Here is a 21,919-nt window from a genome sequence, read left to right as displayed (position 1 = left end):
GGGGCGCGGCTGAGAAGATCAACCGGGGGGGGAATTTCGCATGGAAAGATACGATTACGTCATTGTGGGCGCGGGCAGCGCGGGCTGCGTTCTGGCCAACCGGCTGAGCGCCGATCCCCGCAACCGGGTGCTTCTGCTCGAGGCGGGCGGGCGCGACACCTACCCCTGGGTGCATATCCCGGTCGGCTATCTGTACTGCATCGGCAATCCGCGCACCGACTGGGGGTTTCGCACCGAGGCCGAGGCGGGGCTGAACGGGCGCAGCCTGCTGTATCCGCGCGGGCGGATTTTGGGCGGCTGCTCGGCGATCAACGGGATGATCTACATGCGCGGTCAGGCCCGCGATTACGACATCTGGGCACAGATGGGCTGCACCGGCTGGGGCTGGGAGGACGTGCTGCCGCTCTTTCGCGATCATGAAGATTTCTACCGCGGCGCCTCGGACCTGCACGGGGCGGGCGGCCCCTTGCGGGTCGAACAGGCCCGGGTGCGCTGGGACGTTCTGGACGCTTTTCTGCAGGCCGCCGAACAGGCCCGCATTCCCCGGACCGAGGATTTCAACCGCGGCACCAACGAGGGCGCGGGCTATTTCCATGTCACGCAACGGAACGGCTGGCGCTGGTCGGCGGCCTCGGCCTTTCTCAAGCCGGTGCGGGGGCGGCCGAACCTGCGCGTGTTGACCGGGGCGCAGGTGGAACGGCTGGAGATCTCCGAGGGGCGGGTGACCGGGTTGCGCTATCATCTCGGCGGCGCGGTGCATCAGGTCGCGGCGGGCGAGGTGGTGATGGCCGCGGGCGCGATCGGGACGCCGCAAATTCTTGAACTTTCCGGAATCGGCGATCCGGCGATCTTGCGCGCCAATGGCATCATCCCGCAGCTCAATCTGCCCGGCGTCGGCAAGAACCTGCAAGACCATCTGCAACTGCGGCTGATCTTCAAGGTGGCGGGGGTGAAGACGCTCAACACGATGGCCGCGACGCTGTGGGGCAAGGCGAAGATCGCGGCGCAATATGCCGCCTTCCGCTCGGGTCCGATGTCGATGGCGCCGTCTCAGGCGGGGATCTTTGCGCGGTCCTTCCCCGACCGGGAGACGCCCGATCTGGAATGGCATCTGCAGCCCGTGAGCCTCGACAAATTCGGTGATCCGCTGCATCCGTTTCCGGCGATGACGGCGAGCGTGTGCAACCTGCGCCCCGAGAGCCGTGGCGAAAGCCATCTGCGCGGGCCGGATTTCCGCGCCGCCCCGGTGATCGCGCCGAATTACCTCGCGACCGAGACCGACCGGCGCGTGGCGGCCCAGGGCATCCGCCTGACTCGCCAGATCGCGGCGCAACCGGCTTTCGCGCGGTTTGCCTGCGGCGAATATCTGCCGGGCGCGGCGGTGCAGTCCGAGGCCGATCTGGTGAAAGCCGCGGGCGATATCGGCACGACGATCTTTCACCCGGTCGGCACCTGCCGGATGGGGCCGGATGCGGGGGCGGTGGTCGATCCGCGGCTGCGGCTGCGCGGACTTGCCGGGCTGCGCATCGCCGATGCCTCGGTGATGCCGGTGATCACCTCTGGCAATACCAACGCGCCGGTGATGATGATCGCGGAAAAGGCCGCACGGATGCTGCTGGAGGATGCCAAACAATGAAACCCGGACCGCGCAATCTGATCACCGATGTTGCCGGGCTGCGCGTCGGCAATGCGCATGACACCGCGCTGCGCTCTGGCGTGACCGTGCTGACGGCGGACCGCCCCTTCACCGCCGCCGTGCATGTGATGGGCGGCGCCCCCGGCACGCGCGAGACCGACCTTCTGGCCCCCGACAAGCTGGTCGAAAGCGTCGATGCGCTGGTGCTGTCGGGCGGCTCGGCCTTTGGTCTTGAGGCCGCCTCGGGGGTGATGGCCGGGCTGCATGCGATGGGGCGCGGCTTTCCGGTCGGCCCGGTGCGGGTGCCGATCGTACCTGCCGCGATCCTCTTCGATCTGTTGAACGGCGGCGCCAAGGGCTGGGCGGAAAACCCCTATGCAGGGCTTGGCCGGGCGGCGCTGGCGGTGGCCGCGGAACGCTTCGAGATCGGCAGCGCGGGCGCGGGCTTCGGGGCGCTGACGGGCAGGCTCAAGGGCGGGCTCGGCTCGGCCTCGGCGGTGCTGGAGAGCGGCTTCACCGTCGGCGCGCTGGTCGCGGTGAATGCGCTCGGATCAGCAACCGTGGGCGAGACCCGGCATTTCTGGGCGGCGCCCTGGGAAATGGCGGCGGAATTCGGCGGGCTCGGCCCTGCCCCCTGTTACCCGGCCCATGCGGAACCCCTGCCGATGAAGCGGATGGGCGAGGCCACGACCATCGCCATCGTCGCCACCGACGCGGCGCTCACAAAGGCGCAGGCGCATCGGCTGGCCGTGGCCGCGCATGACGGCATGGCCCGGGCGCTGGTGCCCAGCCACACGCCGCTTGATGGCGATCTGGTCTTTGCCGCGGCCACGGGTGCGAGGCCGCTGGGGGACCCGATCACCGATCCGTTCCAGCTGGGCCATGCCGCCAGCGCCTGCCTTGCCCGCGCCATTGCCCGCGCGGTCTTTGCCGCCACGCCCCTTCCGAGCGATCTGCAACCGAGCTGGCAAGACCTGCGCTGATCCCCTTCATCTTGCCCCAAATATCTCGAGGGGTCAGGGGGGCAGAGCCCCCCTTTTACGCGATCACCGCCGACAGCAACGGGCTTTCCGCCTCGAGCCCGTCGATCACGTCGAAATGGTGCCGCCCCGGTTCGACGGTCAGCGGGCAGGACCAGGCCTCGGCCAGACCGCGGGCCTGATCGAGGAAGGCCGGACGCTCGTCGGCGCCGACCCAGACATGGACCGGAACCTTGGGCACCGGCTGATGCACCGGACTTTCGCGGGTGGCCTCGGCGGCGTCGAGCCGCAGCGTCTCGTTCATCGAAGTTCGCAACAGCGGCGCAAGGTCCGAGACCGGCGAGATCGGCACCACCCGCTCGATCCGCGCGGCGACGGCCTCGGGCAAAAGCCCGGGTTCCAGCATCCGCGCCACCAGATGCCCGCCCGCCGAATGGCCAACGAGCCGGATCGGCCCGGTGAAACGGCGTGCCAGCTCGGCCACCGCGATCGCGATCAGCCCGGTGATCTGCTCGATGCGCATGTCGGGCGCCAGATCATAGCCGGGCATCGCCACGACCCAGCCCGCCTCGACCGCGCCCCTGGCCAGATGCGAGAAATCCTGCGGGCAGAATTTCATCCAGTAACCGCCATGCACGAAGATGATCAGCCCCTTCTGGCTGCCCATCGGCAGGAAGAGATCGATCTGCCGCCGCACCCCGGGACCATAGCCCACCTGCACCATCATCGCCTCGTCGCGATAGTCGGCCGCGGCCTTGGCCCAGCGCGCGGGATAGTCCGCGCCCCCGGGGATGTAAGGCATATTGGCATAGGCATCGTCCAGATCGGTCACTTCCTCACCCTTTCTTTCCACGGCGGCCAATTTACATCCGCGCCGCCCCGTGCTTCCCTCTCATATCCCTCAAACCATGAGATGCGCCATGCTCGACACCGTGACCAATCTGAAATCGCTGCTCAAGGATCCCAGCCTGCTCTGCACGAAGGCGCTTGTCGCCGGCGAATGGGTCGATGCCGAAGACGGCAAGACCTTCGCGGTGATGAACCCGGCCCGCGGCGACGTGATCTGCACCGTGCCCGATCTGACCCGCGCCGATACCGCCCGCGCCATCAAGGCCGCGGAAGTCGCGATGAAGGACTGGGCTGCCCGCACCGGCAAGGAACGCGCCGCGGTGATGCGCAAATGGTTCGAGCTGATGATGGCGAACCAGGAGGATCTGGCGCTGATCCTTACCGCCGAAATGGGCAAGCCGCTGGCGGAAGCGCGGGGCGAGATCGCCTATGGCGCCTCCTTCATCGAATGGTTCGGCGAGGAAGCCAAGCGCATCTACGGCGAGACGATCCCGGGCCACATGCGCGACAAGCGCATCACCGTGCTGAAACAACCGATCGGGGTCGTGGGCAGTATCACGCCCTGGAACTTCCCGAATGCGATGATCGCGCGCAAGGCTGGCCCCGCGATCGCGGTGGGCTGCGGCTTCGTCTGCCGTCCGGCGTCCGAAACGCCGCTCTCGGCGCTGGCGATGGGGCTTCTGGGCGAACGTGCCGGTCTGCCGAAGGGGATCCTGTCGGTGATCACCTCGTCGCGCGCTTCGGATATCGGCAAGGAATTCTGCGAAAACCATGCGGTGCGGAAACTGACCTTCACCGGCTCGACCGAGGTCGGGCGCATCCTGCTGCGTCAGGCGGCGGATCAGGTGATGAAATGCTCGATGGAACTCGGCGGCAACGCGCCCTTCATCGTCTTTGACGACGCCGATCTGGATGCGGCGGTCGAGGGCGCGATGATGTCGAAGTTCCGCAACAACGGCCAGACCTGCGTCTGCGCGAACCGGATCTACGTGCAGGCGGGCGTCTATGACACTTTCGCCGAGAAGCTGGCCGCCGCGGTGCGCAAGCTCAATGTGGGCGACGGGCTGAAGGACGGCGTGACCACCGGGCCGCTGATCTCGGCCGATGCGGTCGAGAAGGTCGAGGAACACATCGCCGATGTGGTGGCGGGCGGCGGCACCATCGTCACCGGCGGGGCGCGGCATGAACTGGGCGGCACCTTCTTCCAGCCGACCGTGGTGACCGGTGTCACGCAAGCGATGAAAGTGGCGACCGAGGAGACCTTCGGCCCGGTCGCGCCCTTGTTCAAGTTCGAGACCGAAGCCGAGGTGATCGAAAAGGCCAATGCCACGATCTTCGGTCTGGCCTCCTATTTCTACGCCCGCGACGTGGGCCGGATCACCCGGGTGCAGGAGGGTCTGGAATACGGCATCGTCGGCGTGAACACCGGGATCATCTCGACCGAGGTGGCGCCCTTCGGCGGCGTCAAGCAGTCGGGTCTGGGCCGCGAGGGCAGCCATCATGGCGTCGAGGATTATCTCGAACTGAAATACGTCTGCCTGTCGATCTGAGCGGGGGCAGATTTCGTCCCGCTGACGCGGGACGACCCGCCGGGGGGCTTTGCCCCCCGCACCCCCCAGCGTAGTTTCGCCAAGAAGAAGCAGGCACCGGCAGAGCGGCGATCGCTCGGCCGGTGTCCTTGTTTTTGCCCCCTGTTTGCCTTGCTGCAAATATCTCGGGGCCGAGGCATTGCCTCGGCGGGGCGGAGCACCCGGCGGGTCGCCTCGGCGCCAGCCGAGGCGAAATACTCCTGAGACGCGACAGTTTACAAAGACCGCTCCATCGCCACCGCGGTGCGATAGCCGAAGACGACCGCGGTCAGCCAGCGATCCACCCGGCCGGTCACCGCAAAGCCGAGCCGGTCGTAAAGCGCCTTTGCGCGCAGGTTCTCGTCGACCACATCCAGCCGCACCGCCCGGTAGCCGCGCCTCTGCGCCTCGGCGCAGAGCGCTTCGATCAGCGCCTCGCCAAGCCCCATGCCGCGCACGCTCTCGGCCACGGCGAAGCCATCGACGCAGAGCGTTTCCTGTTCCAGATCCTGTGCCAGGGCCTGCAGCGCAAGGCCGCGCCAGAGCGCGCCGATGCGGCCATAGACCGCCCGCAGGTCGCGGCGATCGCCGCCGACAAAGGCGCCCTCGCGGGTGCGAAAGCCGATCACGCCCAGAACATGGCCGCGCGCATCCACCGCCGCGATCACATGGCCGGGATCGATCACCCGCTCGATGAAGGCAAGCGCCTTCGCCTCGGGCCCCATCACCCGGCCAAGCTTCGCCCCGAAGGCACGCCAGTAGAGCGCCGCCGCCTCGCGGCGCTGCCCGTCCGTCAGGCCTTGGTGCAAGAGCACCTTCATCCTCGCCCCCATGTCGTCGCGAATTGCGCCCGATACAATCACCCGCTTGGCGCCGTGCCGTGCTGTCCCTAGAACTCTCCCATCCCTTCCCTCGAGACAAGCCCCATGACCGCCCGAACCTCCCTGTCCTCCGCCTATTGGCGCGGCTGCCGCCAAGGTCTGCCCTTCATCCTGGTGATCGTGCCCTTTGGCGTCCTCTTCGGCGTCGCGGGGTCCGAAGCCGGGTTGAGCCTGACCGAGGTGATGGGCTTTTCCGTCCTGGTGATCGCGGGCGCCTCGCAATTCACCGCGGTGCAACTGATGACCGATCATGCGAGCACGGTGATGGTGATCCTCGCCTCGCTCGCGGTGAACCTGCGCATGGCGATGTATTCCGCGTCGCTGGCGCCACATCTGGGCGCGGCGCCCAGCTGGGCCCGCGCGCTCGTGGCCTATTTCATGGTCGATCAGGTCTTCGCGCTGTCAAACGCCGATTACGAGCGCGCCCCGAAACAGAGTCTCGCCGAGAAGCTGGCCTATTACGCCGGGGCCTGCACGCCGGTCTGCCCGCAGTGGTATGTCTCCACCCTCGCGGGGGCATGGCTCGGCAAGGCGATCCCGCCCGCCTTCGCGCTCGATTTCGCGGTGCCGGTGACGTTCCTCGCGATGATCGCGCCGATGCTGCGTTCGCTGCCGCATCTGGTCGCCGCCGCCGTCTCGATCACGATGGCGCTGGTGCTGTCTTTCCTGCCCTCGGGCACGGGACTGATCCTTGCCGCGCTGATCGCCATGGCCGCCGGGGCGCAAACCGAACTCTGGCTGATCCGCAGGAGGGCCGCGCGATGACCCCGGCAGAGCTTTACGGCCATCCGAAGATCTGGCTGATCATCACCGCGCTGGGGATCGGCACCTTCGTGCTGCGCTATTCCTTCCTTGGCTGGATCGGCAACCGGCCGCTGCCGGAATGGGCGCTGCGGCACCTGCGCTATACGGCCGTCGCAGTGCTTCCGGGGCTTGTGGCGCCGCTCGTGCTGTGGCCCGCGGCCACTGGCGGGCATCCCGATCCGGCGCGGCTGCTCGCCGCCGGGGCAACACTCGCCGTCGGACTGGCCAGCCGCAACACGCTGGCCGCGATCCTTGGCGGGCTCGTCACGCTGTATCTGGCGCTCTGGGCACTTGGCTGAGACCGATCACTCGGTCTTGCCAAACGCGGTGCCGTGCTGCGGCGGCGCCTGCTGGATCATCAGCACGCCCGAATTGTCGTCGGGATCGTTGTCGTAGTGATCCTCGGTCACGACGCCGGGCAGCTGCCCGAAGGCCTTCGACAGTTTCAAGGGCGAGGTCGTGCCCGGGATGCTCTCGAACCCGGGGATCGCGCGCAGCACGGACGAGGTGTCGTTCGCGCACATCATCTTGGCCACCGCACCGTTCGACTCGACCCGGGCCAGCAGGGCATCGGCCTGCGCCGGGCTGATCGGCACGCGCTGTTCGCGCACATACCAGGATTCGCGGGCATGATAGTCGATGTAGAACTTGTACATCCGCTCGGTGATGCCGAAATCGACGTCGTTCCGCTCCGGCACCGAGGGGTGATACCAGGTCCCGGCGGGGTCAAAGATCACCCGCTCGCGCCCGTCGATCATCAGCGCCGAATGGCCCCCGGCACCGGTCCGGGTCGAGATCACGGTGAACAGCGTCAGCGAGGGCGCATTGCCGGTCGAGTAGCGCGCGGCCTTCACCGCCTCGTCGGGGGCCCATTTCGGTTCGGCACAGGCGGCGAGCGTGAGCGGCAGGGCCAGACAAAGAAGAAGCGCACGCATCCGGAGAACCTCGGGCAAAAGTGTCAGTGTCGCGGGCGGTTAAGCATGGCCCGCAGGCCGCGGCAACGGGCGCCAGCCCCTTTGCCTGAGTTTTCCCGGCAAGTGTCTATTCGGTGCCACTCGGCCTCAGGCGGACCAGAGCCAGACGCCGTCGCGGGTGTCGCGGCGGATCTCGCCGCGCAGGAAAAGGTGGTTCAGATGCGCCACCGCCTCGACCAGCGCCATGCCGTATTCCGCCTCGCCGACCGGGCGCTTGAACAGCACCGGGAAACACGCGGTCGCGCTGCGCGGGGCCTCGGCCAGAACCTCGCGCAGACGGGCGAGGGCGCCCTCGTGGTTTTCGATCATCTGATGCAGCCGCAGCGGCAGGCCGAGGAAGGGCAGCTTGTGGCCGGGCAGAATCAGCTGATCTTCGCGCGCGAGCGGCTGGAAGCTGCGGCAGGCGGACAGCCAATCCGCCACCGGATCGGCGAGCGGCTCGCTGGCATAGGTGCCCAGATTGGCGGAAATCCCCGGCAAGAGCTGATCGCCGCCAAGGATCAGCGCGTCATCTTCGCTCCAGAGCGTGGCGTGATCGGGCGCATGGCCCTGCCCGATCCGCACCCGCCAGCGCCGCCCGGCGGAGCGGATCAGATCGCCCTCGACCATGTTGCGAAAGCCCAAAGGCAGCGGATGCACGCAATCGGCGAAGTTGAAGGGCCGTTCCTGTGCCCGCCGCGCCAGCAGATCCGGGTCCATCCCGGCGGCTTTCCAGAAGGCGAGCGTTTCCGGCACCGGCAGGGGATGCTCGTCAAGCATCAGCATCCGGGCAAAAAGCCAGCTTGTCCGGGTCGTCCACAGCTCGGCGCCGCGGGCCTGCAGCCAGCCCGCCAGACCGATGTGATCGGGGTGGTAATGGGTGACGATGACCCGCGTGACCGGCTTGCCCGCCAGCGGGCCATCGAGCGCCTGTTGCAAGGCCGCGCGGCAGGCCCGGCTGTCGATGCCCGGATCGACCAGCGTCCAGCCATCACCGTCATCCAGCGCATAGGCATTGACGTGATCGAGCGCCATCGGCAGCGGCAGGCGCAACCAAAGCACGCCCTCGGCGACCTCGAGGGTCTCGCCGAAGGCGGGGGCAGTTTCAAAGGGGAAGCTCAGACCGGACCGTTGTTTCATGCCCCGAGGTCTTCGGGGGAAAGCGCGAAAAGGTCAACCGCCCCGGCACTGGCCGCCGCCAAGGCCGCCTCGGCCTGCGGCAGAAGACGACGGATGTAGATCGCAGCCAGCTTTTCATGCGCGCCGCCTTCAAGCGCCGCGCGCAGATGGTAATGCGCGCCAAGCACCCGGGCAAAGGCACGCAGGTAAGGCACGGCCCCGGCGAAGCGATCCTGCGTGCCTTGTGCGATCATGCCTTCGGTATGTTCACGCAGCGTCTCGGCCGATTGCCAGACCGCTTCGGCGAGATCGGGCAGCGCCTCGCGCGCGGCTTTCGCGGCATCCTCGATTTCCTGCAGCAGACGGAAGGCGGCACGGCCGTCATCGGCCATCTTGCGCCCCACAAGGTCCATCGCCTGAATGCCGTTCGTGCCCTCGTAGATCGCTGTCACCCGCACGTCGCGGCAATATTGCGCAGCACCCGTCTGTTCGATGAAGCCCATGCCGCCATGCACCTGCACGCCCTGTTCGGCCACCCAGATCCCGGTATCGGTGCCGTAGGCCTTGGCGATCGGCGTCAGCAGCGCCGCGCGGGCCAGCCAATGCTCCTCGCCCGTCGCCCGCCCCAGATCGAGCGCGACGGCACAAGCCAGCGCAATCGCGCGCGCGGCAAAGATCTCGGCCCGCATCTCGGCCAGCATCCGGCGCACATCGGCGTGCTGGATGATCTGCGAAAACTGCACCCGCTCCTGCGCATAGCTCAGCGCCTGCTGGAACGCCGCCTCGGCGACGCCGATCCCCTGCACCCCGACGGCAAGCCGGGCGTTGTTCATCATCGTGAACATCGCGGCCATGCCTTTTCCGGGCTCGCCCACCATCCAGCCCTTGGCCGCGTCGAAACTCATCACGCAAGTGGGCGAGCCATGCAGACCCATCTTGTGTTCCAACGACACGACGCCGAGCGTATTCGCCACGCCGGGCTTGCCCGAAGCATCGGGGAGATATTTCGGCACCATGAAGAGGCTGATCCCCTTCGTGCCAGCCGCCGCATCGGGCAGCCGCGCCAGCACGAGGTGACAGATGTTCTCGGTCACATCGGAATCACCCCAGGAAATGAAGATCTTCTGCCCGGTGATCGCATAGGTGCCATCGCCCAGCGGCTCGGCCTTTGACCGCAGGGCGCCGACGTCCGATCCCGCCTGCGGCTCGGTCAGGTTCATCGTGCCCGACCATTCGCCGGAAATCAGCTTCGGAATGTAAAGCGCCTTGATCTCGTCGCTGGCGTGATGTTCGAGCGCCTCGATCTGGCCCTGCGTCAGCAGCGGATTGAGCTGCAGCGCCAGATTGGCCCCCGACATCATGTCGTTCACCGCCACGCAGATCGTCTGCGGCAGGCCCATGCCGCCGAACTCTTGCGGTGCGGCCACGGCGACCCAACCGCCCTCGGCGATCTGCTGATAGGCCTCCTTGAAGCCGGGCGAGGTCCGCACGACGCCGTTTTCCAGCCGCGCCGGATGCAGATCGCCGTTGCGCAAAAGCGGCGCCATCACCTCGTCACAGAGCTTGCCCGCCTCGGTCAGCACCGCTTCCACCGTCTCGGGCGTCGCCTCGGCAAAGCGCTCGGTCGCCGCCACCGGGGCCAAGGGCACCACCTTCTCAAGGATGAAGCGGATGTCGGCGACGGGCGAGCGATAGGCCATGACGGTCTCCTGAGCTGCGCTTGGCAAATGGGGCCGGGGCGCGTATGCGTTGGGCAAATTCGGGGTCGGTTCTCGGGGGCAGGTTACCGCAAGGGAAGCCCCCGTCCACCGCAACGCAGCGTCACGAGGGTGGGATGCAGGAAATGACCGAACGTCTGGAGGCAGGGGCCCCGGGGCTTGCCCGCGCCGCCGATCTGTTGCGCGCAGGTCAGCTTGTCGCCTTCCCGACCGAGACGGTCTACGGCTTGGGCGGCGATGCCCGGCAGGGCGCGGCCGTCGCGGGGATCTATGCCGCGAAGGGCCGTCCGCAGTTCAACCCGCTGATCGTTCATGTGGCCGACATGGCGATGGCTGAACAGGTGGCAGTCTTTTCCGATCGGGCGCGGGTGCTGGCGGCGCGGTTCTGGCCCGGGCCGCTGACGCTGGTGCTGCCTGCGCGGCCGGAAGCCGGGATTTCCGATCTGGTCACCGCGGGGCTGCCGACGGTGGCGGTGCGGATGCCCGCGCATCCGGTGGCGCGCGCGCTGCTCGCAGCCTTTGGCGGACCGCTTGCCGCGCCTTCCGCGAACCCCTCGGGCAAGGTCAGCCCGACCGAGGCGGATCATGTGCTGGAAGGACTTTCGGGGCGGATCGCCGCGGTGGTCGATGGCGGCGCCTGCCAAGTTGGCGTCGAATCGACGATCCTGAGCCTTGATCCGCCGATGCTGCTGCGTCCGGGCGGGGTCGATGTCGAAACGCTGGAGGAGGCGCTTGGCCTGCCGCTCGCCTTTGGCGGGGACGCGGTGAAACCGAACGCGCCGGGCCAGCTTGTCTCGCATTACGCGCCCGGCGCGGCGGTGCGGCTTGAGGCCACCGACAAGCGCCCGGGCGAGATCTATCTGGGCTTCGGCCCCGGCCCCGAGGCCGATCTGACGCTTTCGGCACAGGGCAATCTGATAGAGGCGGCGACGAAACTGTTTGCCATGCTGCGGGTCGCCGACAAGCTTGCCAGCGCGCGCGGCGCCACCACGATCGCGATCGCGCCGATCCCCGAAACCGGCCTTGGCCGCGCGATCAACGACCGGCTGCGCCGCGCCGCCGCGCCGCGAGGATAGGGGGCGCTGCCCCCTCTTTTGGCTGCGCCAAAATTCACCCCCGAGGTATTTGCGGCAAGATGAAACGAAGCCCGGATCGGCTTTCATCTTGCCTCAAATACCTCGGGGGGAGCGAAGCGGGGGGCAGCGCCCCCTGCCCGGCCTCAGGCATGGCCGGCCGCCGCCGAGAGCGTGCGCGGGTCGATCCCCATCGTGCCCAGCGCCCGGGTCCATTTCGTCGCGTGATCCTCGTCAAGCGTCAGCGCCGCATTGCCCTCGGCCACCAGCCAGCCGTTGTCGAGGATTTCCTGTTCGAGCTGCCCCGGCCCCCAGCCGGAATAGCCGAGCGCAAGGATCGCCCGCGACGGGCCGCGCCCGGCGGCGATCTCTTCCAGAATGTCGCGCGTCGCGGTCATCGCCAGCCCCTCGCCCACCGGCATCGTCGCGGCGAACCAGTCCGCCGAATGCAGCACGAAGCCGCGCCCGGTCTCGACCGGGCCGCCAAAGAACAGCGGCGCCGAGATGCGGTCGGAGGCGGTCACCGGAATGCCAAGCTGGCCCAGAAGGTCATCCAGCGGCGGTTTCGGCAGCGGCTTGTTGACGATGATCCCCATCGCGCCCTCGGCCGAATGCGAGCACATCGCCACCACCGAATGCTCGAAGCGCGGATCGCCCATGCCCGGCATCGCGATCAGAAGTTTGCCGCTCAGATCCATGCTGCCCTCCTTCGGTCGCTCTGCCTGTCTCAAAGGTGGACCCGGCCAGCGTTGCAATCAAGCCCCGGCGACACCCTGTCCATCGGCTCCTGTCGCGTTTGTGACTTGGCCGGTTCGGGGGGCGCGGCTATCGCAGATCCATGCTTGCTCGCTTCCTTGCCTTTTCGCTCTGCCTTGCCCTTGCCGCGCCCCTCGCGGCCGAGGAGGTGCAGCCCATGTCTCCGGGGCTCTTGTCGGCCGAGCTTTTGCCGGGCTGGCAGGAAAAGGACGGCAGCCGCGTCGCCGCGATCCGCATCGCGCTGGCGCCGGGCTGGAAGACCTATTGGCGTGTGCCGGGCGATGTCGGCGTGCCGCCGCAGTTCGATTTCAACGCCTCGACCAATGTGGCGGCGCTGCAGGTGATCTGGCCCGCCCCCGAGGTCTTCGAGGCGGGCGAGACCGAGACCGTCGGCTATCACGACACGCTGGTGCTGCCCTTGCGGATCACCCCGAAGGCGCCAAAGGCCCCGGTTACGCTGACCGCCGAGCTGGAGTTCGGCATCTGCGACGAGGTCTGCGTGCCCGTCAGCGTCGCGCTGACGAAGGATCTGTCCGGCCCCGGCGCCGAGAATCCCGAGATCGTCGCGGCGATGGCGGCCGCGCCGCGCCCCGGCCCCGGTCTGGCCCGCTGCACCGTCACGCCCATTCGCGATGGCATGCGCGTCGCGGCGCGGATCGACATGCCGCAAGCCGCGGGCGAAACCGCGCTGTTCGAGCTGCGCTCGCGGCCGATGTGGGTGTCGGAACCCGAGATTTCCCGGCAGGGCGATCAATTGCTCGCCAGCGTCGATTTCGTGCCCGAGGATGCGCGGCCCTTCGATCTCGATCCCGCCGATCTGCGCATCACGGTGGTCAGCCACGGCGATGCGGTCGAGATCGACGGCTGCCCGACCCCTTGACCGGGTTGGCCCCTAGAGCGCGTTCAGCTTCGCGCGCAATTCCAGCAGATCGGCCCAGACCAGCCGCTTGTTGATCGGCGTGCGCAACAGGTTCGCCGGATGCAGCGTCGGCATCGCCGGGCGACCAAAGGCCTGCGCCCAGCTGCCGCGCAGCCGGGTGATGCCGCGCGCATTCAGCGCCGCCGCGCAGGCGGTATTGCCCATGAGCACGATCAGATCGGGATCGACCAGCTCGACATGCCGGGCCAGAAACGGTCCCATCATCGCGATTTCGGAGGTCTCCGGCTCTCGGTTGCCGGGCGGCCGCCACGGCATGACATTGGTGATATAGACCGCCGTCGCCGGATCGGGCGAGGCGCGGTCAAGCCCCACCGCCGCCAGCATCCGGTCGAGCAACTGCCCGGCGCGGCCAACGAAGGGCTTGCCCTGTGCATCTTCATCCTTGCCCGGGGCCTCGCCGATCAGCATCACCCGCGCCTTCGGATTGCCATCGCAAAAGACCGTATTGCGGGCACCAAGTTTCAGCGGGCAATGCTCGAACCCGAGGATCGCCTCGCGCAGGTCTTCCAGCGTCTTTGCCCGCGCTGCGAGCGCCCGCGCCACCGCGACCGGATCGACGGTGTCGACCGGCACCAGAACCGGCACCGGCCGCTGCGGCCGGGTCTCGGCCACCGGCGGCGGCGGGGCCGCGGCGATGGGGTCGGGGGTCACAAGCTCGTAGCGGTTGACCGGCGCATCGCCCACCGGATCGGTGGCGCCAAGCTCGATCAGCCACTCGAAAGCGGCCAGCGCGGCGTCATAGCTCAGATCGGGGCCGGGGCGAGTCTCCATGGCTTTCCATCGCATGCCGGGCCCGAGGGGTAAAGCCGCTGGACGCAGCCCCCCCCATTTGCCATAAGCAGCGCGACAACATCGGAGGAAGTCATGGCATTTCGCGCCCGCCATCTTCTGGGGATCGAGCATCTCTCCCCGGAAGACATCCGTTCCGTCCTCGATCTTGCAGACAGCTACGTCGATCTGAACCGCCGCACCGTGAAGCGCACCGATGCGCTGGCGGGGCTCACCCAGATCAACATGTTCTTCGAGAATTCGACGCGGACGCAATCGAGCTTCGAGCTGGCCGGAAAGCGGCTTGGCGCCGACGTGATGAACATGTCGATGCAGACTTCGAGCGTGAAGAAGGGCGAGACCCTGATCGACACCGCGCTGACCTTGAACGCGATGCACCCCGATCTGCTCGTGGTGCGGCATCCGTCCTCGGGCGCGGTCGATCTGCTGGCGCAGAAGGTGAATTGCGCGGTGATCAACGCGGGCGACGGGCGGCACGAACACCCGACGCAGGCGCTGCTGGATGCGCTGACGATCCGCCGCGCCAAGGGGCGGATCCAGCGTCTGACGGTGGCGATTTGCGGCGACGTCGCGCACAGCCGGGTGGCGCGGTCGAACCTGCTGCTGCTCGGCAAGATGGAAAACCGGGTGCGTCTGGTCGGGCCGCCGACGCTGATGCCCGCGGGCTTTGGCGACATTGGCGCCGAGATCTGCGACGACATGCGCGAAGGGCTGCGCGACGCCGATGTGGTGATGATGTTGCGGCTGCAGCGCGAGCGCATGGACGGCGGCTTCATCCCGTCCGAGCGCGAATATTTCCACCGCTACGGGCTTGATGCGGAAAAGCTGGCCTATGCGAAACCCGATGCGATCGTGATGCACCCCGGGCCGATGAACCGCGGTGTGGAAATCGACGGCACGATTGCCGACGACATCAACCGCTCGGTCATTCAGGAGCAGGTCGAGATGGGCGTCGCCGTGCGGATGGCGGTGATGGATCTTCTGGCGCAGAACCTGCGCGCCGAACGCGGCCGGGCCGCGCTGGAGGCTGCGAATGTCTGAGATGAAACGCGATTCCGTTCTCAATTACCGCCCCGGCGTCGACAGCGAATTGCCGCTGGAACCGGGCGAAAAGGTCTCGCAGGTGTTCCTGCCCGATCTGCGCCGCTACTGGCTCGACCACATGGTGCTGGGCGGGCTCGGCGCGGTCGCGGTGTCCGCCGTGCTGGTCTGGATGGGCCGTTTCGACCAGATTCCGGTGGCGATTCTCGCGATCCTGATCGGCATGGCGGCCCGGGCGGCGTGGTTTCGGTCGGAAGCCTTCGCGCGGCGCTGGCAGCTGACCGACCGGCGCCTGATCGGGCCGCAGGGCAAGCAGGCGATGCTGCTGGAGATCGAGATGGTGCGCGCGCTGATGGGCGATGTGCAGATCGTGACGAAAACGGGCGACAAGCATCTGATCCGGCATCTGGCCGAGGCGGCGCCTGTGGTGACGGCGATCGAGTCGGCCAAGGCACGCCGGGCCCGGGAGGTCCGATGAGACCGCCGCGCGCGACCCCGCGCGGAACCGAAGCGGCCCCCCGCCCGACCGGACCGCGGGCCCTGAGCGAAACCCCGCATGACCCGACCTCGGTCCCCGAGGGCTGGGAGGGGATCATGGTTCCGGGCGAACGGATCTTGTGGCGCGGCCGCCCCATCGCGCGGGTCAGATGGCTGCGCGTCGGGATCATGGCCGCCTTCGGTCTGGCCTTTGCGGGCTTTGCGGTTTTCTGGATGGTGATGGCCGCGCGCTCCGGCGACTGGTTCTGGGCCTTCGGGCTGATCCATTTCAGCGTCGGCCTTGGCCTTGCCGTGGTCAGCATCCTCGAAGAGCGGATGCGGCTGCAAGACACCTTCTACACGCTGAGCGACCGCGCCGCCTATGTCGCAAGCCGGACGCTGCTGAAGGGGCGCAGGCTCGACACCTATCCGATCACTGCCGCGCTTGAGCTTGGCCTGCGCGGCGGCGACAAGGCGGGCGACGTGGTGTTCGGCACCCGGTCGCGCTGGACGATCAGCGGCCTGCGCGCCGTGGAAGTGGGCTTTCTCGACATCACCGGCGCGCCCGAGGTGTTCGCGATCCTGAGAAACGCGCGGGAGGCGCTGCGATGACCCTTTTCTTCGAAAACGCCCGACTGATCGACCCCGAAGCGGGCACCGAGACACGGGGCAATCTGGTGGTCGATGGCGGCATCATCGCGGCCATCGGACAGATGCAGGCGCCCGCCGATGCGCAGGTGATCGACTGCGGTGGCAAATGTCTTGCGCCGGGGATCGTCGATATCGGCGTGAAGATCGGCGAACCCGGCGAGCGTCACAAGGAAAGCTTCCGCACCGCGGGGCTGGCCGCCGCGCGCGGCGGCGTGACGACGATCATCGCCCGTCCCGACACGAGCCCCGCCATCGACACGCCCGAGACGCTCGAATTCGTCACCCGCCGCGCGCTGGAAGCCCCGGTCCGCATCCGTCACATGGCGGCGCTGACCAAGGGCCGCGAGGGCCGCGAGATGACCGAGATCGGCTTTCTGATGGATGCGGGCGCCATCGCCTTCACCGACACCGATCACGTCTGCGCCGATACCAAGGTGCTGAGCCGCGCCTTCACCTATGCCCGCGCGCTTGGCGCGCTGGTGCTGTGCCATCCGCAGGAACCGGGTCTGTCGAAGGGCGCCGCCGCGACCTCGGGCAAGTTCGCGTCCTTGCGCGGTCTGCCCGCCGTCAGCCCGATGGCCGAGCGGATGGGGCTCGACCGCGATCTGGCCTTGGTCGAGATGACCGGGGTGCGCTATCACGCCGATCAGATCACCACCGCCCGCGCCCTGCCCGCGCTCGCGCGCGCCAAGGCGGCCGGGCTGCCGGTGACCGCGGGGGTCTCGGTGCATCACCTGACGCTGAACGAATTCGACGTCGGCAATTACCGCACCTTCTTCAAGCTGACGCCGCCGCTTCGATCGGAAGATGACCGTCAGGCGATGGTGCAGGCGCTGGCCGAGGGCGTGATCGACATCCTCTGTTCGATGCACACCCCCGCCGACGAGGAATCAAAACGCCTGCCCTTCGAGGAAGCGGCGGCGGGCGCGGTGGGGCTTGAAACCCTGCTGCCCGCGGCGCTGCGGCTTTATCACGCAGGAAACCTTGACCTGCCCGGCCTCTTTGCGGCGCTCTCGCTCAACCCGGCGCGGCTGATGGGGCTGCCGCAGGGCCGTCTTTCCGAGGGAAGCCCGGCCGATCTCGTGCTTTTCGACCCGGACGCCCCTTTTGTGCTGGACCGTTTCAAACTTGCGTCGAAATCGAAGAACACCCCGTTTGACGGCGCGAAGATGACGGGCAAGGTGCTTGCCACTTTCGTCGGCGGGGTGCAGGTTCACGGTCAGGCAGAATAAGAACGGACGGGGGCAAGGATGGCGGATCTGCATGCGGGAGCAATGCTGCTTCTGGCGGTGGCGGGGCTTGGCTACCTGCTGGGCTCGGTGCCTTTCGGCGTCGTGATCACCAAGGCGTTTGGTCTGGGCGATCTGCGCAAGATCGGCTCGGGCAATATTGGCGCGACGAACGTGCTGCGCACCGGCAACAAGGCGGCGGCAGCGGCGACGCTGATCCTCGACGGGGCCAAGGGTGCCGTGGCGGTGCTGATCGCCCGTGCGCTGCTCGAGGGCAACGACACCGCGGCCGTGGTCGCGGGGGGGGCGGCCTTCATCGGGCACCTTTACCCGGTCTGGCTGAAGTTCAAGGGCGGCAAGGGGGTTGCGACCTTCCTGGGCACGCTGATCGCGCTGCATTGGGCGCTGGGTCTTGCGGCCTGCGCAACCTGGCTTGTCGCGGCGGCGGTCGGGCGGATTTCCTCGCTGTCGGCGCTGGTCGCGGCGGCGGGGGCGGTTCCGCTCGCCTTCCTTTTGGGCGATCAGGCCTACATGCCGGTCACGGCGCTGATGGCGGTGCTGATTTTCGTGCGCCACCGCGCCAATATCGAGCGGATCCTGGCAGGCACCGAACCGAAGATCGGCAAGAAGGCGTAAGCGCCTTCAGCCGTCCTTGTGATCACGCAGGAACGGCATCGCCTTGCGGAAATAATCCCAGCCGGTGATCGCGGTCAGGATCGCGGCCACCCAGATCAGCGCCAGACCGACATGGTTGGCCAGATCGGCAAGGCTGACGAAATTGGGCAGGTTGCCCTCGCCCGCGCGCGGCGCGCGGCCCTTTTCCAGAAAATCGAGCCCGGTGCCCAGAAACAGGATCGCGATCGCCACCATCTGCGCCGTGGTCTTCCACTTCGCCAGTTTCGTGACCTTGAGCTTGCCCGCATCGGCGCCGATGAATTCACGCAGGCCCGAGACGAAGACCTCGCGGAACAGGATCACCGTCGCGGGAAGGATGAGCCACGGGTTCATGCCGGAATAGCCGGTGATGACGACGAGCGCGATCACCACCATCGCCTTGTCGGCAATCGGGTCCAGCATCGCGCCGAATTTGCTTTCCTGCTTCCAGGCCCGCGCCAGATAGCCGTCGAACCAGTCGGTGATCGCGGCGCCGATGAACAGCGTCAGCGCGAACCAATCGGCCCAAGGGCGGGCGAAATAGAGGAACATCACCGCGACGCCGGGGGCGGCGACAAGGCGCAAAACGGTCAGCGTATTGGGCAGGGTCCATTTCATGGCAGCACCCTAGACCCGGGCGTGCTCAAGGAAAAGGGGGTGCGACACTCAGCTTGCGGGGTCGGCGTAATCGTGAAGGCCGCCCTGCCAGTCGGTGACCCGCCAGGTGCCGGGGCGCGGCCCGGGGCTGAAATGGTCGGCGGTGATCGGCACCTTGCCGAAGCCCCCCGGAATGTCGAGCACATAGGTCGGGATCGCCGCCCCGCTCAGATGCCCGCGCAGACCGGCAACGAGCGCCCGCCCGGCTGCAATGGTGGTGCGGAACTGCGACGTGCCGGGGGCAAGGTCGCAATGGTGCAGGTAATAGGGCTTCACCCGGCAATCCTGCAGCGCGCGGAAGAGATCGACCAGCGCCTGATGGCTGTCGTTCACCCCCCGCAGCAGCACAGATTGCGAGAGCAGCGGCACGCCCGCCTCGACCAACCGCGCAAGCGCGGCGCGAGCGGGCGCGGTCAGTTCCTGCGCGTGGTTCGTGTGCACCACCACCCAGACCGCGGGACGCTGGCCGCGCAGCAGGTCGACAAGCGCGGGCGTGATCCGCTCGGGCGCCACCACCGGCACGCGCGAATGAACGCGCAGCGTGGTGATGTGGGGAATGGCCGAAAGCCGGGTCAGCACGTCTTCCAGCCTGCGCGGCGAGAGCGTCAGCGGATCGCCCCCGGTCAGGATGATCTCGCGCAAGCCGCGGGTCGCAGCGATGTACGCGAGGGCCTGCGCCAGATCGGCTTCGGGCAGCGGGCCGGTCTCGCCCACCGTCTCGCGGCGAAAGCAGAAGCGGCAGTAGACATCGCAGGTCTTGGTGATGTGCAGGATGGCCCGGTCGGGGTAGCGATGCGTCAGGCCGGGCGCGGGCGAATGCACGGCATCGCCGATCGGATCGGCACGTTCCTCGGGCCGGGTGATCAACTCTGCCGCGGTGGGCACGAATTGCGCCGCCACCGGGTCTTGCGGCGCCGTGATCGCCGCGCGCATCGCAGGCGTCACGCGGATGCGGAAGTCCTGCGCCACCTGTTCCAGCGCGGGCATGTCTGCGGGCGCGATCAGACCTTCGGCCAGAAGGTCTTCAGGACAGGTCAGGGCGGTTTTCACGGGCGCGGTCATGGGCGGGCGCTACGACGAGGCCGCTTGTCCGTCAACCCCGATCGTTGAAGAAGTTCCAGATCGTCTCGGCGGTGGCGGCCGAAATCCCCGGAACCTCCATCAGATCGTTCTGCCCGGCGCGCGAGACCGCCTTGGCCGAACCGAAATGCGCGAGCAGCGCCCGTTTGCGCGTCGCGCCAATGCCGGGGATTTCGTCGAGCGGATTGGCCATCGTCGCCTTGGCCCGCTTCGCCCGATGCGCGCCGATGGCCCAGCGGTGGGCCTCGTCGCGCAGGCGCTGGATGTAGTACAGCACCGGGTCCTGCCGCGGCAGCGCCATCGGGCGGTGCCCGATGCGGTGGAATTCCTCCTTGCCCAGATCGCGGTCGATGCCCTTGGCCACGCCCACCATCGCGATGTCCTGCACGCCCAGCGAAACCATGATCTCATGCACCGCCGAAACCTGCCCCGCGCCGCCGTCGATCAGCAGAAGATCGGGCCAGAGGTCGGTCTTGCGCTCGGGGTCCTCGCGCAAGAGCCGCTCGAAGCGACGGGTCAGAACCTCCTTCATCATGCCGAAATCATCGCCCGGGGTCAGATCCTCGCCCTTGATGTTGAACTTGCGATAAGACGACTTCATCAGCCCGTCCGGCCCGGCGACGATCATGCCGCCGACCGCATGGGCGCCCTGAATATGCGAGTTGTCATAGACCTCGATCCGCTCGGGGGGCTTGGGCAGGCCAAACGCCTGCGCCACCCCCTGCAGCAACTTCGCCTGCGCCGCCGATTCCGACATCTTGCGGCCAAGGCTTTCGCGCGCATTGCGCAGGGCGTTTTCGACCAGCTCGGCCTTTTCACCGCGCTTCGGCACCGCCAGTTCGACCTTGCGCCCGGCGCGGGTCGAGAGCAGGTCGACCATCAGATCGGCATCCTCGATCTCGTGGCTGAGCAGGATCGTCTTCGGCAGTTCCTTGGCGTCGTAGAACTGCGCCAGAAAGGCCTCCAGCACCTCGGCCTCCTCGGCCCCTGCCCCGGTGCGGGGATAGAAATCGTGGTTGCCCCAGCTTTGATGCGCGCGGATGAAGAAGACCTGCACGCAGGCCTGCCCGCCTTCCAGATGCACCGCCACCACATCGGCCTCGGCGACCGAGCGCGGGTTGATGCCCTGACTTTGCTGCACCGTCGTCAGCGCCCCGATCCGGTCACGCAGCGCCGCCGCGCGTTCGTATTCCATCGCCTCCGAAGCCGCGCTCATCTCGGCCGCCAGCTCCTGCTGGATGCTCGACGATTTGCCTTCAAGGAAGCGCTGCGCATCGGCGACGGTGCGGCGGTACTCGTCCTCGCCGATCTTGCCCACACAGGGGCCGGAGCAACGCTTGATCTGATATTGCAGACAGGCCCTCGTGCGCGAGGAAAACATCGCATCCGAGCAGTTGCGCAGCTGGAACGCCCGTTCCAGATGGTTGAGCGTCCGGTTCACCGCCGCGGCCGAGGCAAACGGCCCGAAATAGGCCCCCTTCACATTGCGCGCGCCCCGGTGCTTGCGGATCATCGGAAACGGGTGATCCTCGGCGATCAGGATGTAGGGAAAGCTCTTGTCGTCGCGCAACAGCACGTTGTAGCGCGGCTTCAGTTGCTTGATCAGGTTTTGCTCCAGAAGCAGCGCCTCGGTCTCGGTGCGCGTGGTCAGGAACATCATGTGCGTGGTCTCGGAGATCATCCGCGCGATCCGGCCGGAGTGGCCGGTGGTGCGCGCATAGTTCGACACACGCGCCTTCAGGTTGCGCGCCTTGCCGACGTACAGCACCTCCTGCGCCGCATTGAGCATGCGATACACGCCCGGAGACCCGTCAAGACGGCTGACGTAATCTGCGATAAGCTCATGCCCCCGCAACCGGGAGGGCTGCTGCATCGCAGCGTCGCCTGAGAGCTCGGTTTCGTCGGTCATTTTGCCCCCCTGATTCTCTGTATGGGTTGTAACCATGCTTCGCCGAATTCAAGGGAAAAGCTTTCCACCGTTTCTGTGGATAACTTTGTTGGAAAGATTTGCCGATCTGCAGATTTCCCTTGAATCCGGCCCCTTTCACAGGGTTGCTCAAAAAA

Annotated in this window: 22 protein-coding genes; 12 read left to right on the top strand and 10 right to left on the bottom strand. The window is 67.4% G+C overall.

The window, feature by feature from the left end; genetic code table 11:
• Window positions 1-40: 40 nt before the first annotated feature.
• Together C8J30_RS06330 and C8J30_RS06325 are read left to right on the top strand one after the other, a co-directional pair.
• Window positions 41-1,636 (top strand): GMC family oxidoreductase, encoded by a 1,596-nt coding sequence (locus tag C8J30_RS06330; RefSeq protein ID WP_110804871.1) that lies wholly within the window; start codon window positions 41-43, stop codon window positions 1,634-1,636.
• Window positions 1,633-2,619, top strand: coding sequence for a P1 family peptidase (locus C8J30_RS06325; RefSeq protein ID WP_110804870.1), 987 nt, complete (start codon window positions 1,633-1,635; stop codon window positions 2,617-2,619). Before C8J30_RS06330 ends, C8J30_RS06325 begins: the two co-directional genes overlap by 4 nt.
• A gap of 55 nt (window positions 2,620-2,674) precedes the next feature.
• On the opposite strand, the gene C8J30_RS06320 is transcribed toward C8J30_RS06325, so the two are convergent.
• Complete coding sequence (locus C8J30_RS06320) at window positions 2,675-3,448, bottom strand: alpha/beta hydrolase (RefSeq protein ID WP_110805023.1); 774 nt, start codon at window positions 3,446-3,448, stop codon at window positions 2,675-2,677.
• A gap of 88 nt (window positions 3,449-3,536) precedes the next feature.
• Here C8J30_RS06320 and C8J30_RS06315 point away from each other — a divergent pair, with 88 nt between their 5' ends.
• Window positions 3,537-5,015 carry an NAD-dependent succinate-semialdehyde dehydrogenase gene (locus C8J30_RS06315; protein WP_110804869.1) on the top strand — a complete coding sequence of 493 codons (1,479 nt, stop codon included), beginning with the start codon at window positions 3,537-3,539 and terminating at the stop codon, window positions 5,013-5,015.
• A 254-nt stretch (window positions 5,016-5,269) separates the two neighbouring features.
• On the opposite strand, the gene C8J30_RS06310 is transcribed toward C8J30_RS06315, so the two are convergent.
• A complete protein-coding gene (locus C8J30_RS06310) occupies window positions 5,270-5,854 on the bottom strand; it encodes a GNAT family N-acetyltransferase (RefSeq protein WP_110804868.1) in 585 nt (194 codons plus the stop codon).
• Window positions 5,855-5,959: 105 nt separating this feature from the next.
• On the opposite strand from C8J30_RS06310, the gene C8J30_RS06305 reads away from it, so the two are divergent.
• A complete protein-coding gene (locus C8J30_RS06305) occupies window positions 5,960-6,679 on the top strand; it encodes an AzlC family ABC transporter permease (RefSeq protein ID WP_110804867.1) in 720 nt (239 codons plus the stop codon).
• Window positions 6,676-7,017: an AzlD domain-containing protein gene (locus tag C8J30_RS06300; RefSeq protein ID WP_110804866.1), complete on the top strand. Its 342-nt coding sequence runs from the start codon at window positions 6,676-6,678 to the stop codon at window positions 7,015-7,017. Before C8J30_RS06305 ends, C8J30_RS06300 begins: the two co-directional genes overlap by 4 nt.
• Window positions 7,018-7,023: 6 nt before the next feature.
• Here C8J30_RS06300 and C8J30_RS06295 read toward each other — a convergent pair whose 3' ends face one another.
• From C8J30_RS06295 to C8J30_RS06285, 3 genes are all read right to left on the bottom strand, one after another.
• Window positions 7,024-7,653, bottom strand: a complete 630-nt coding sequence (locus C8J30_RS06295) for a hypothetical protein (protein ID WP_110804865.1) — start codon at window positions 7,651-7,653, stop codon at window positions 7,024-7,026.
• 126 nt (window positions 7,654-7,779) lie between these two features.
• Complete coding sequence (locus C8J30_RS06290) at window positions 7,780-8,811, bottom strand: MBL fold metallo-hydrolase (protein WP_110804864.1); 1,032 nt, start codon at window positions 8,809-8,811, stop codon at window positions 7,780-7,782.
• Entirely contained in the window at window positions 8,808-10,490 is a 1,683-nt protein-coding gene (locus C8J30_RS06285; RefSeq protein WP_110804863.1) for an acyl-CoA dehydrogenase, read from the bottom strand. Before C8J30_RS06285 ends, C8J30_RS06290 begins: the two co-directional genes overlap by 4 nt.
• 134 nt (window positions 10,491-10,624) lie before the next feature.
• Here C8J30_RS06285 and C8J30_RS06280 point away from each other — a divergent pair, with 134 nt between their 5' ends.
• Window positions 10,625-11,584, top strand: a complete 960-nt coding sequence (locus C8J30_RS06280; RefSeq protein ID WP_110804862.1) for an L-threonylcarbamoyladenylate synthase — start codon at window positions 10,625-10,627, stop codon at window positions 11,582-11,584.
• 143 nt (window positions 11,585-11,727) lie between these two features.
• On the opposite strand, the gene C8J30_RS06275 is transcribed toward C8J30_RS06280, so the two are convergent.
• Window positions 11,728-12,279: a YqgE/AlgH family protein gene (locus C8J30_RS06275; RefSeq protein ID WP_110804861.1), complete on the bottom strand. Its 552-nt coding sequence runs from the start codon at window positions 12,277-12,279 to the stop codon at window positions 11,728-11,730.
• Window positions 12,280-12,419: 140 nt separating this feature from the next.
• Between C8J30_RS06275 and C8J30_RS06270 the strand changes: the two genes are divergently transcribed.
• On the top strand, window positions 12,420-13,217 hold the full coding sequence (locus C8J30_RS06270) for a protein-disulfide reductase DsbD domain-containing protein (protein WP_110804860.1): 798 nt from the start codon (window positions 12,420-12,422) through the stop codon (window positions 13,215-13,217).
• A 12-nt stretch (window positions 13,218-13,229) separates the two neighbouring features.
• Here the strand turns inward: C8J30_RS06270 and C8J30_RS06265 are convergent, their stop codons facing one another.
• Window positions 13,230-14,048: a uracil-DNA glycosylase gene (locus tag C8J30_RS06265; RefSeq protein ID WP_110804859.1), complete on the bottom strand. Its 819-nt coding sequence runs from the start codon at window positions 14,046-14,048 to the stop codon at window positions 13,230-13,232.
• A gap of 93 nt (window positions 14,049-14,141) precedes the next feature.
• On the opposite strand from C8J30_RS06265, the gene C8J30_RS06260 reads away from it, so the two are divergent.
• From C8J30_RS06260 to plsY, 5 genes are read left to right on the top strand one after another with little or no spacing between them, the layout of a single operon-like run.
• Complete coding sequence (locus C8J30_RS06260) at window positions 14,142-15,107, top strand: aspartate carbamoyltransferase catalytic subunit (protein WP_110804858.1); 966 nt, start codon at window positions 14,142-14,144, stop codon at window positions 15,105-15,107.
• Complete coding sequence (locus C8J30_RS06255) at window positions 15,100-15,585, top strand: hypothetical protein (protein ID WP_146227869.1); 486 nt, start codon at window positions 15,100-15,102, stop codon at window positions 15,583-15,585. Before C8J30_RS06260 ends, C8J30_RS06255 begins: the two co-directional genes overlap by 8 nt.
• Window positions 15,582-16,196: an aspartate carbamoyltransferase catalytic subunit gene (locus C8J30_RS06250; protein ID WP_110804856.1), complete on the top strand. Its 615-nt coding sequence runs from the start codon at window positions 15,582-15,584 to the stop codon at window positions 16,194-16,196. Before C8J30_RS06255 ends, C8J30_RS06250 begins: the two co-directional genes overlap by 4 nt.
• Window positions 16,193-17,467 (top strand): dihydroorotase, encoded by a 1,275-nt coding sequence (pyrC, locus tag C8J30_RS06245; protein WP_110804855.1) that lies wholly within the window; start codon window positions 16,193-16,195, stop codon window positions 17,465-17,467. Before C8J30_RS06250 ends, pyrC begins: the two co-directional genes overlap by 4 nt.
• Window positions 17,468-17,485: 18 nt before the next feature.
• Window positions 17,486-18,100, top strand: a complete 615-nt coding sequence (gene plsY / locus C8J30_RS06240; protein WP_110804854.1) for a glycerol-3-phosphate 1-O-acyltransferase PlsY — start codon at window positions 17,486-17,488, stop codon at window positions 18,098-18,100.
• A 6-nt stretch (window positions 18,101-18,106) separates the two neighbouring features.
• Here the strand turns inward: plsY and pgsA are convergent, their stop codons facing one another.
• From pgsA to uvrC, 3 genes are read right to left on the bottom strand one after another with little or no spacing between them, the layout of a single operon-like run.
• Window positions 18,107-18,736 (bottom strand): CDP-diacylglycerol--glycerol-3-phosphate 3-phosphatidyltransferase, encoded by a 630-nt coding sequence (pgsA, locus tag C8J30_RS06235; protein ID WP_110804853.1) that lies wholly within the window; start codon window positions 18,734-18,736, stop codon window positions 18,107-18,109.
• Between the two features lie 48 nt (window positions 18,737-18,784).
• Window positions 18,785-19,837 (bottom strand): lysine-2,3-aminomutase-like protein, encoded by a 1,053-nt coding sequence (locus tag C8J30_RS06230; RefSeq protein ID WP_110804852.1) that lies wholly within the window; start codon window positions 19,835-19,837, stop codon window positions 18,785-18,787.
• A 31-nt stretch (window positions 19,838-19,868) separates the two neighbouring features.
• Entirely contained in the window at window positions 19,869-21,728 is a 1,860-nt protein-coding gene (gene uvrC, locus C8J30_RS06225) for an excinuclease ABC subunit UvrC (RefSeq protein ID WP_394341915.1), read from the bottom strand.
• Window positions 21,729-21,919: the final 191 nt, after the last annotated feature.

It is taken from the genome of Rhodobacter viridis, assembly GCF_003217355.1.
GTDB lineage: Bacteria > Pseudomonadota > Alphaproteobacteria > Rhodobacterales > Rhodobacteraceae > Rhodobacter > Rhodobacter viridis.
Note: the sequence above shows the minus strand (reverse complement) of the source record. Positions and strands in the feature narration are given on the sequence as shown.

Coding starts and splice junctions, on each gene's coding strand:
- C8J30_RS06230 (WP_110804852.1), bottom strand. CDS start 19,837: ATGACCGCGCCCGTGAAAACCGCCCTGACCTGTCCTGAAGACCTTCTG.
- C8J30_RS06315 (WP_110804869.1), top strand. CDS start 3,537: ATGCTCGACACCGTGACCAATCTGAAATCGCTGCTCAAGGATCCCAGC.
- C8J30_RS06310 (WP_110804868.1), bottom strand. CDS start 5,854: ATGAAGGTGCTCTTGCACCAAGGCCTGACGGACGGGCAGCGCCGCGAG.
- plsY (WP_110804854.1), top strand. CDS start 17,486: ATGGCGGATCTGCATGCGGGAGCAATGCTGCTTCTGGCGGTGGCGGGG.
- uvrC (WP_394341915.1), bottom strand. CDS start 21,728: ATGCAGCAGCCCTCCCGGTTGCGGGGGCATGAGCTTATCGCAGATTAC.
- C8J30_RS06255 (WP_146227869.1), top strand. CDS start 15,100: ATGTCTGAGATGAAACGCGATTCCGTTCTCAATTACCGCCCCGGCGTC.
- C8J30_RS06275 (WP_110804861.1), bottom strand. CDS start 12,279: ATGGATCTGAGCGGCAAACTTCTGATCGCGATGCCGGGCATGGGCGAT.
- C8J30_RS06305 (WP_110804867.1), top strand. CDS start 5,960: ATGACCGCCCGAACCTCCCTGTCCTCCGCCTATTGGCGCGGCTGCCGC.
- C8J30_RS06325 (WP_110804870.1), top strand. CDS start 1,633: ATGAAACCCGGACCGCGCAATCTGATCACCGATGTTGCCGGGCTGCGC.
- pgsA (WP_110804853.1), bottom strand. CDS start 18,736: ATGAAATGGACCCTGCCCAATACGCTGACCGTTTTGCGCCTTGTCGCC.
- C8J30_RS06250 (WP_110804856.1), top strand. CDS start 15,582: ATGAGACCGCCGCGCGCGACCCCGCGCGGAACCGAAGCGGCCCCCCGC.
- C8J30_RS06280 (WP_110804862.1), top strand. CDS start 10,625: ATGCAGGAAATGACCGAACGTCTGGAGGCAGGGGCCCCGGGGCTTGCC.
- C8J30_RS06330 (WP_110804871.1), top strand. CDS start 41: ATGGAAAGATACGATTACGTCATTGTGGGCGCGGGCAGCGCGGGCTGC.
- C8J30_RS06265 (WP_110804859.1), bottom strand. CDS start 14,048: ATGGAGACTCGCCCCGGCCCCGATCTGAGCTATGACGCCGCGCTGGCC.
- C8J30_RS06300 (WP_110804866.1), top strand. CDS start 6,676: ATGACCCCGGCAGAGCTTTACGGCCATCCGAAGATCTGGCTGATCATC.
- C8J30_RS06260 (WP_110804858.1), top strand. CDS start 14,142: ATGGCATTTCGCGCCCGCCATCTTCTGGGGATCGAGCATCTCTCCCCG.
- pyrC (WP_110804855.1), top strand. CDS start 16,193: ATGACCCTTTTCTTCGAAAACGCCCGACTGATCGACCCCGAAGCGGGC.
- C8J30_RS06295 (WP_110804865.1), bottom strand. CDS start 7,653: ATGCGTGCGCTTCTTCTTTGTCTGGCCCTGCCGCTCACGCTCGCCGCC.
- C8J30_RS06270 (WP_110804860.1), top strand. CDS start 12,420: ATGCTTGCTCGCTTCCTTGCCTTTTCGCTCTGCCTTGCCCTTGCCGCG.
- C8J30_RS06285 (WP_110804863.1), bottom strand. CDS start 10,490: ATGGCCTATCGCTCGCCCGTCGCCGACATCCGCTTCATCCTTGAGAAG.
- C8J30_RS06290 (WP_110804864.1), bottom strand. CDS start 8,811: ATGAAACAACGGTCCGGTCTGAGCTTCCCCTTTGAAACTGCCCCCGCC.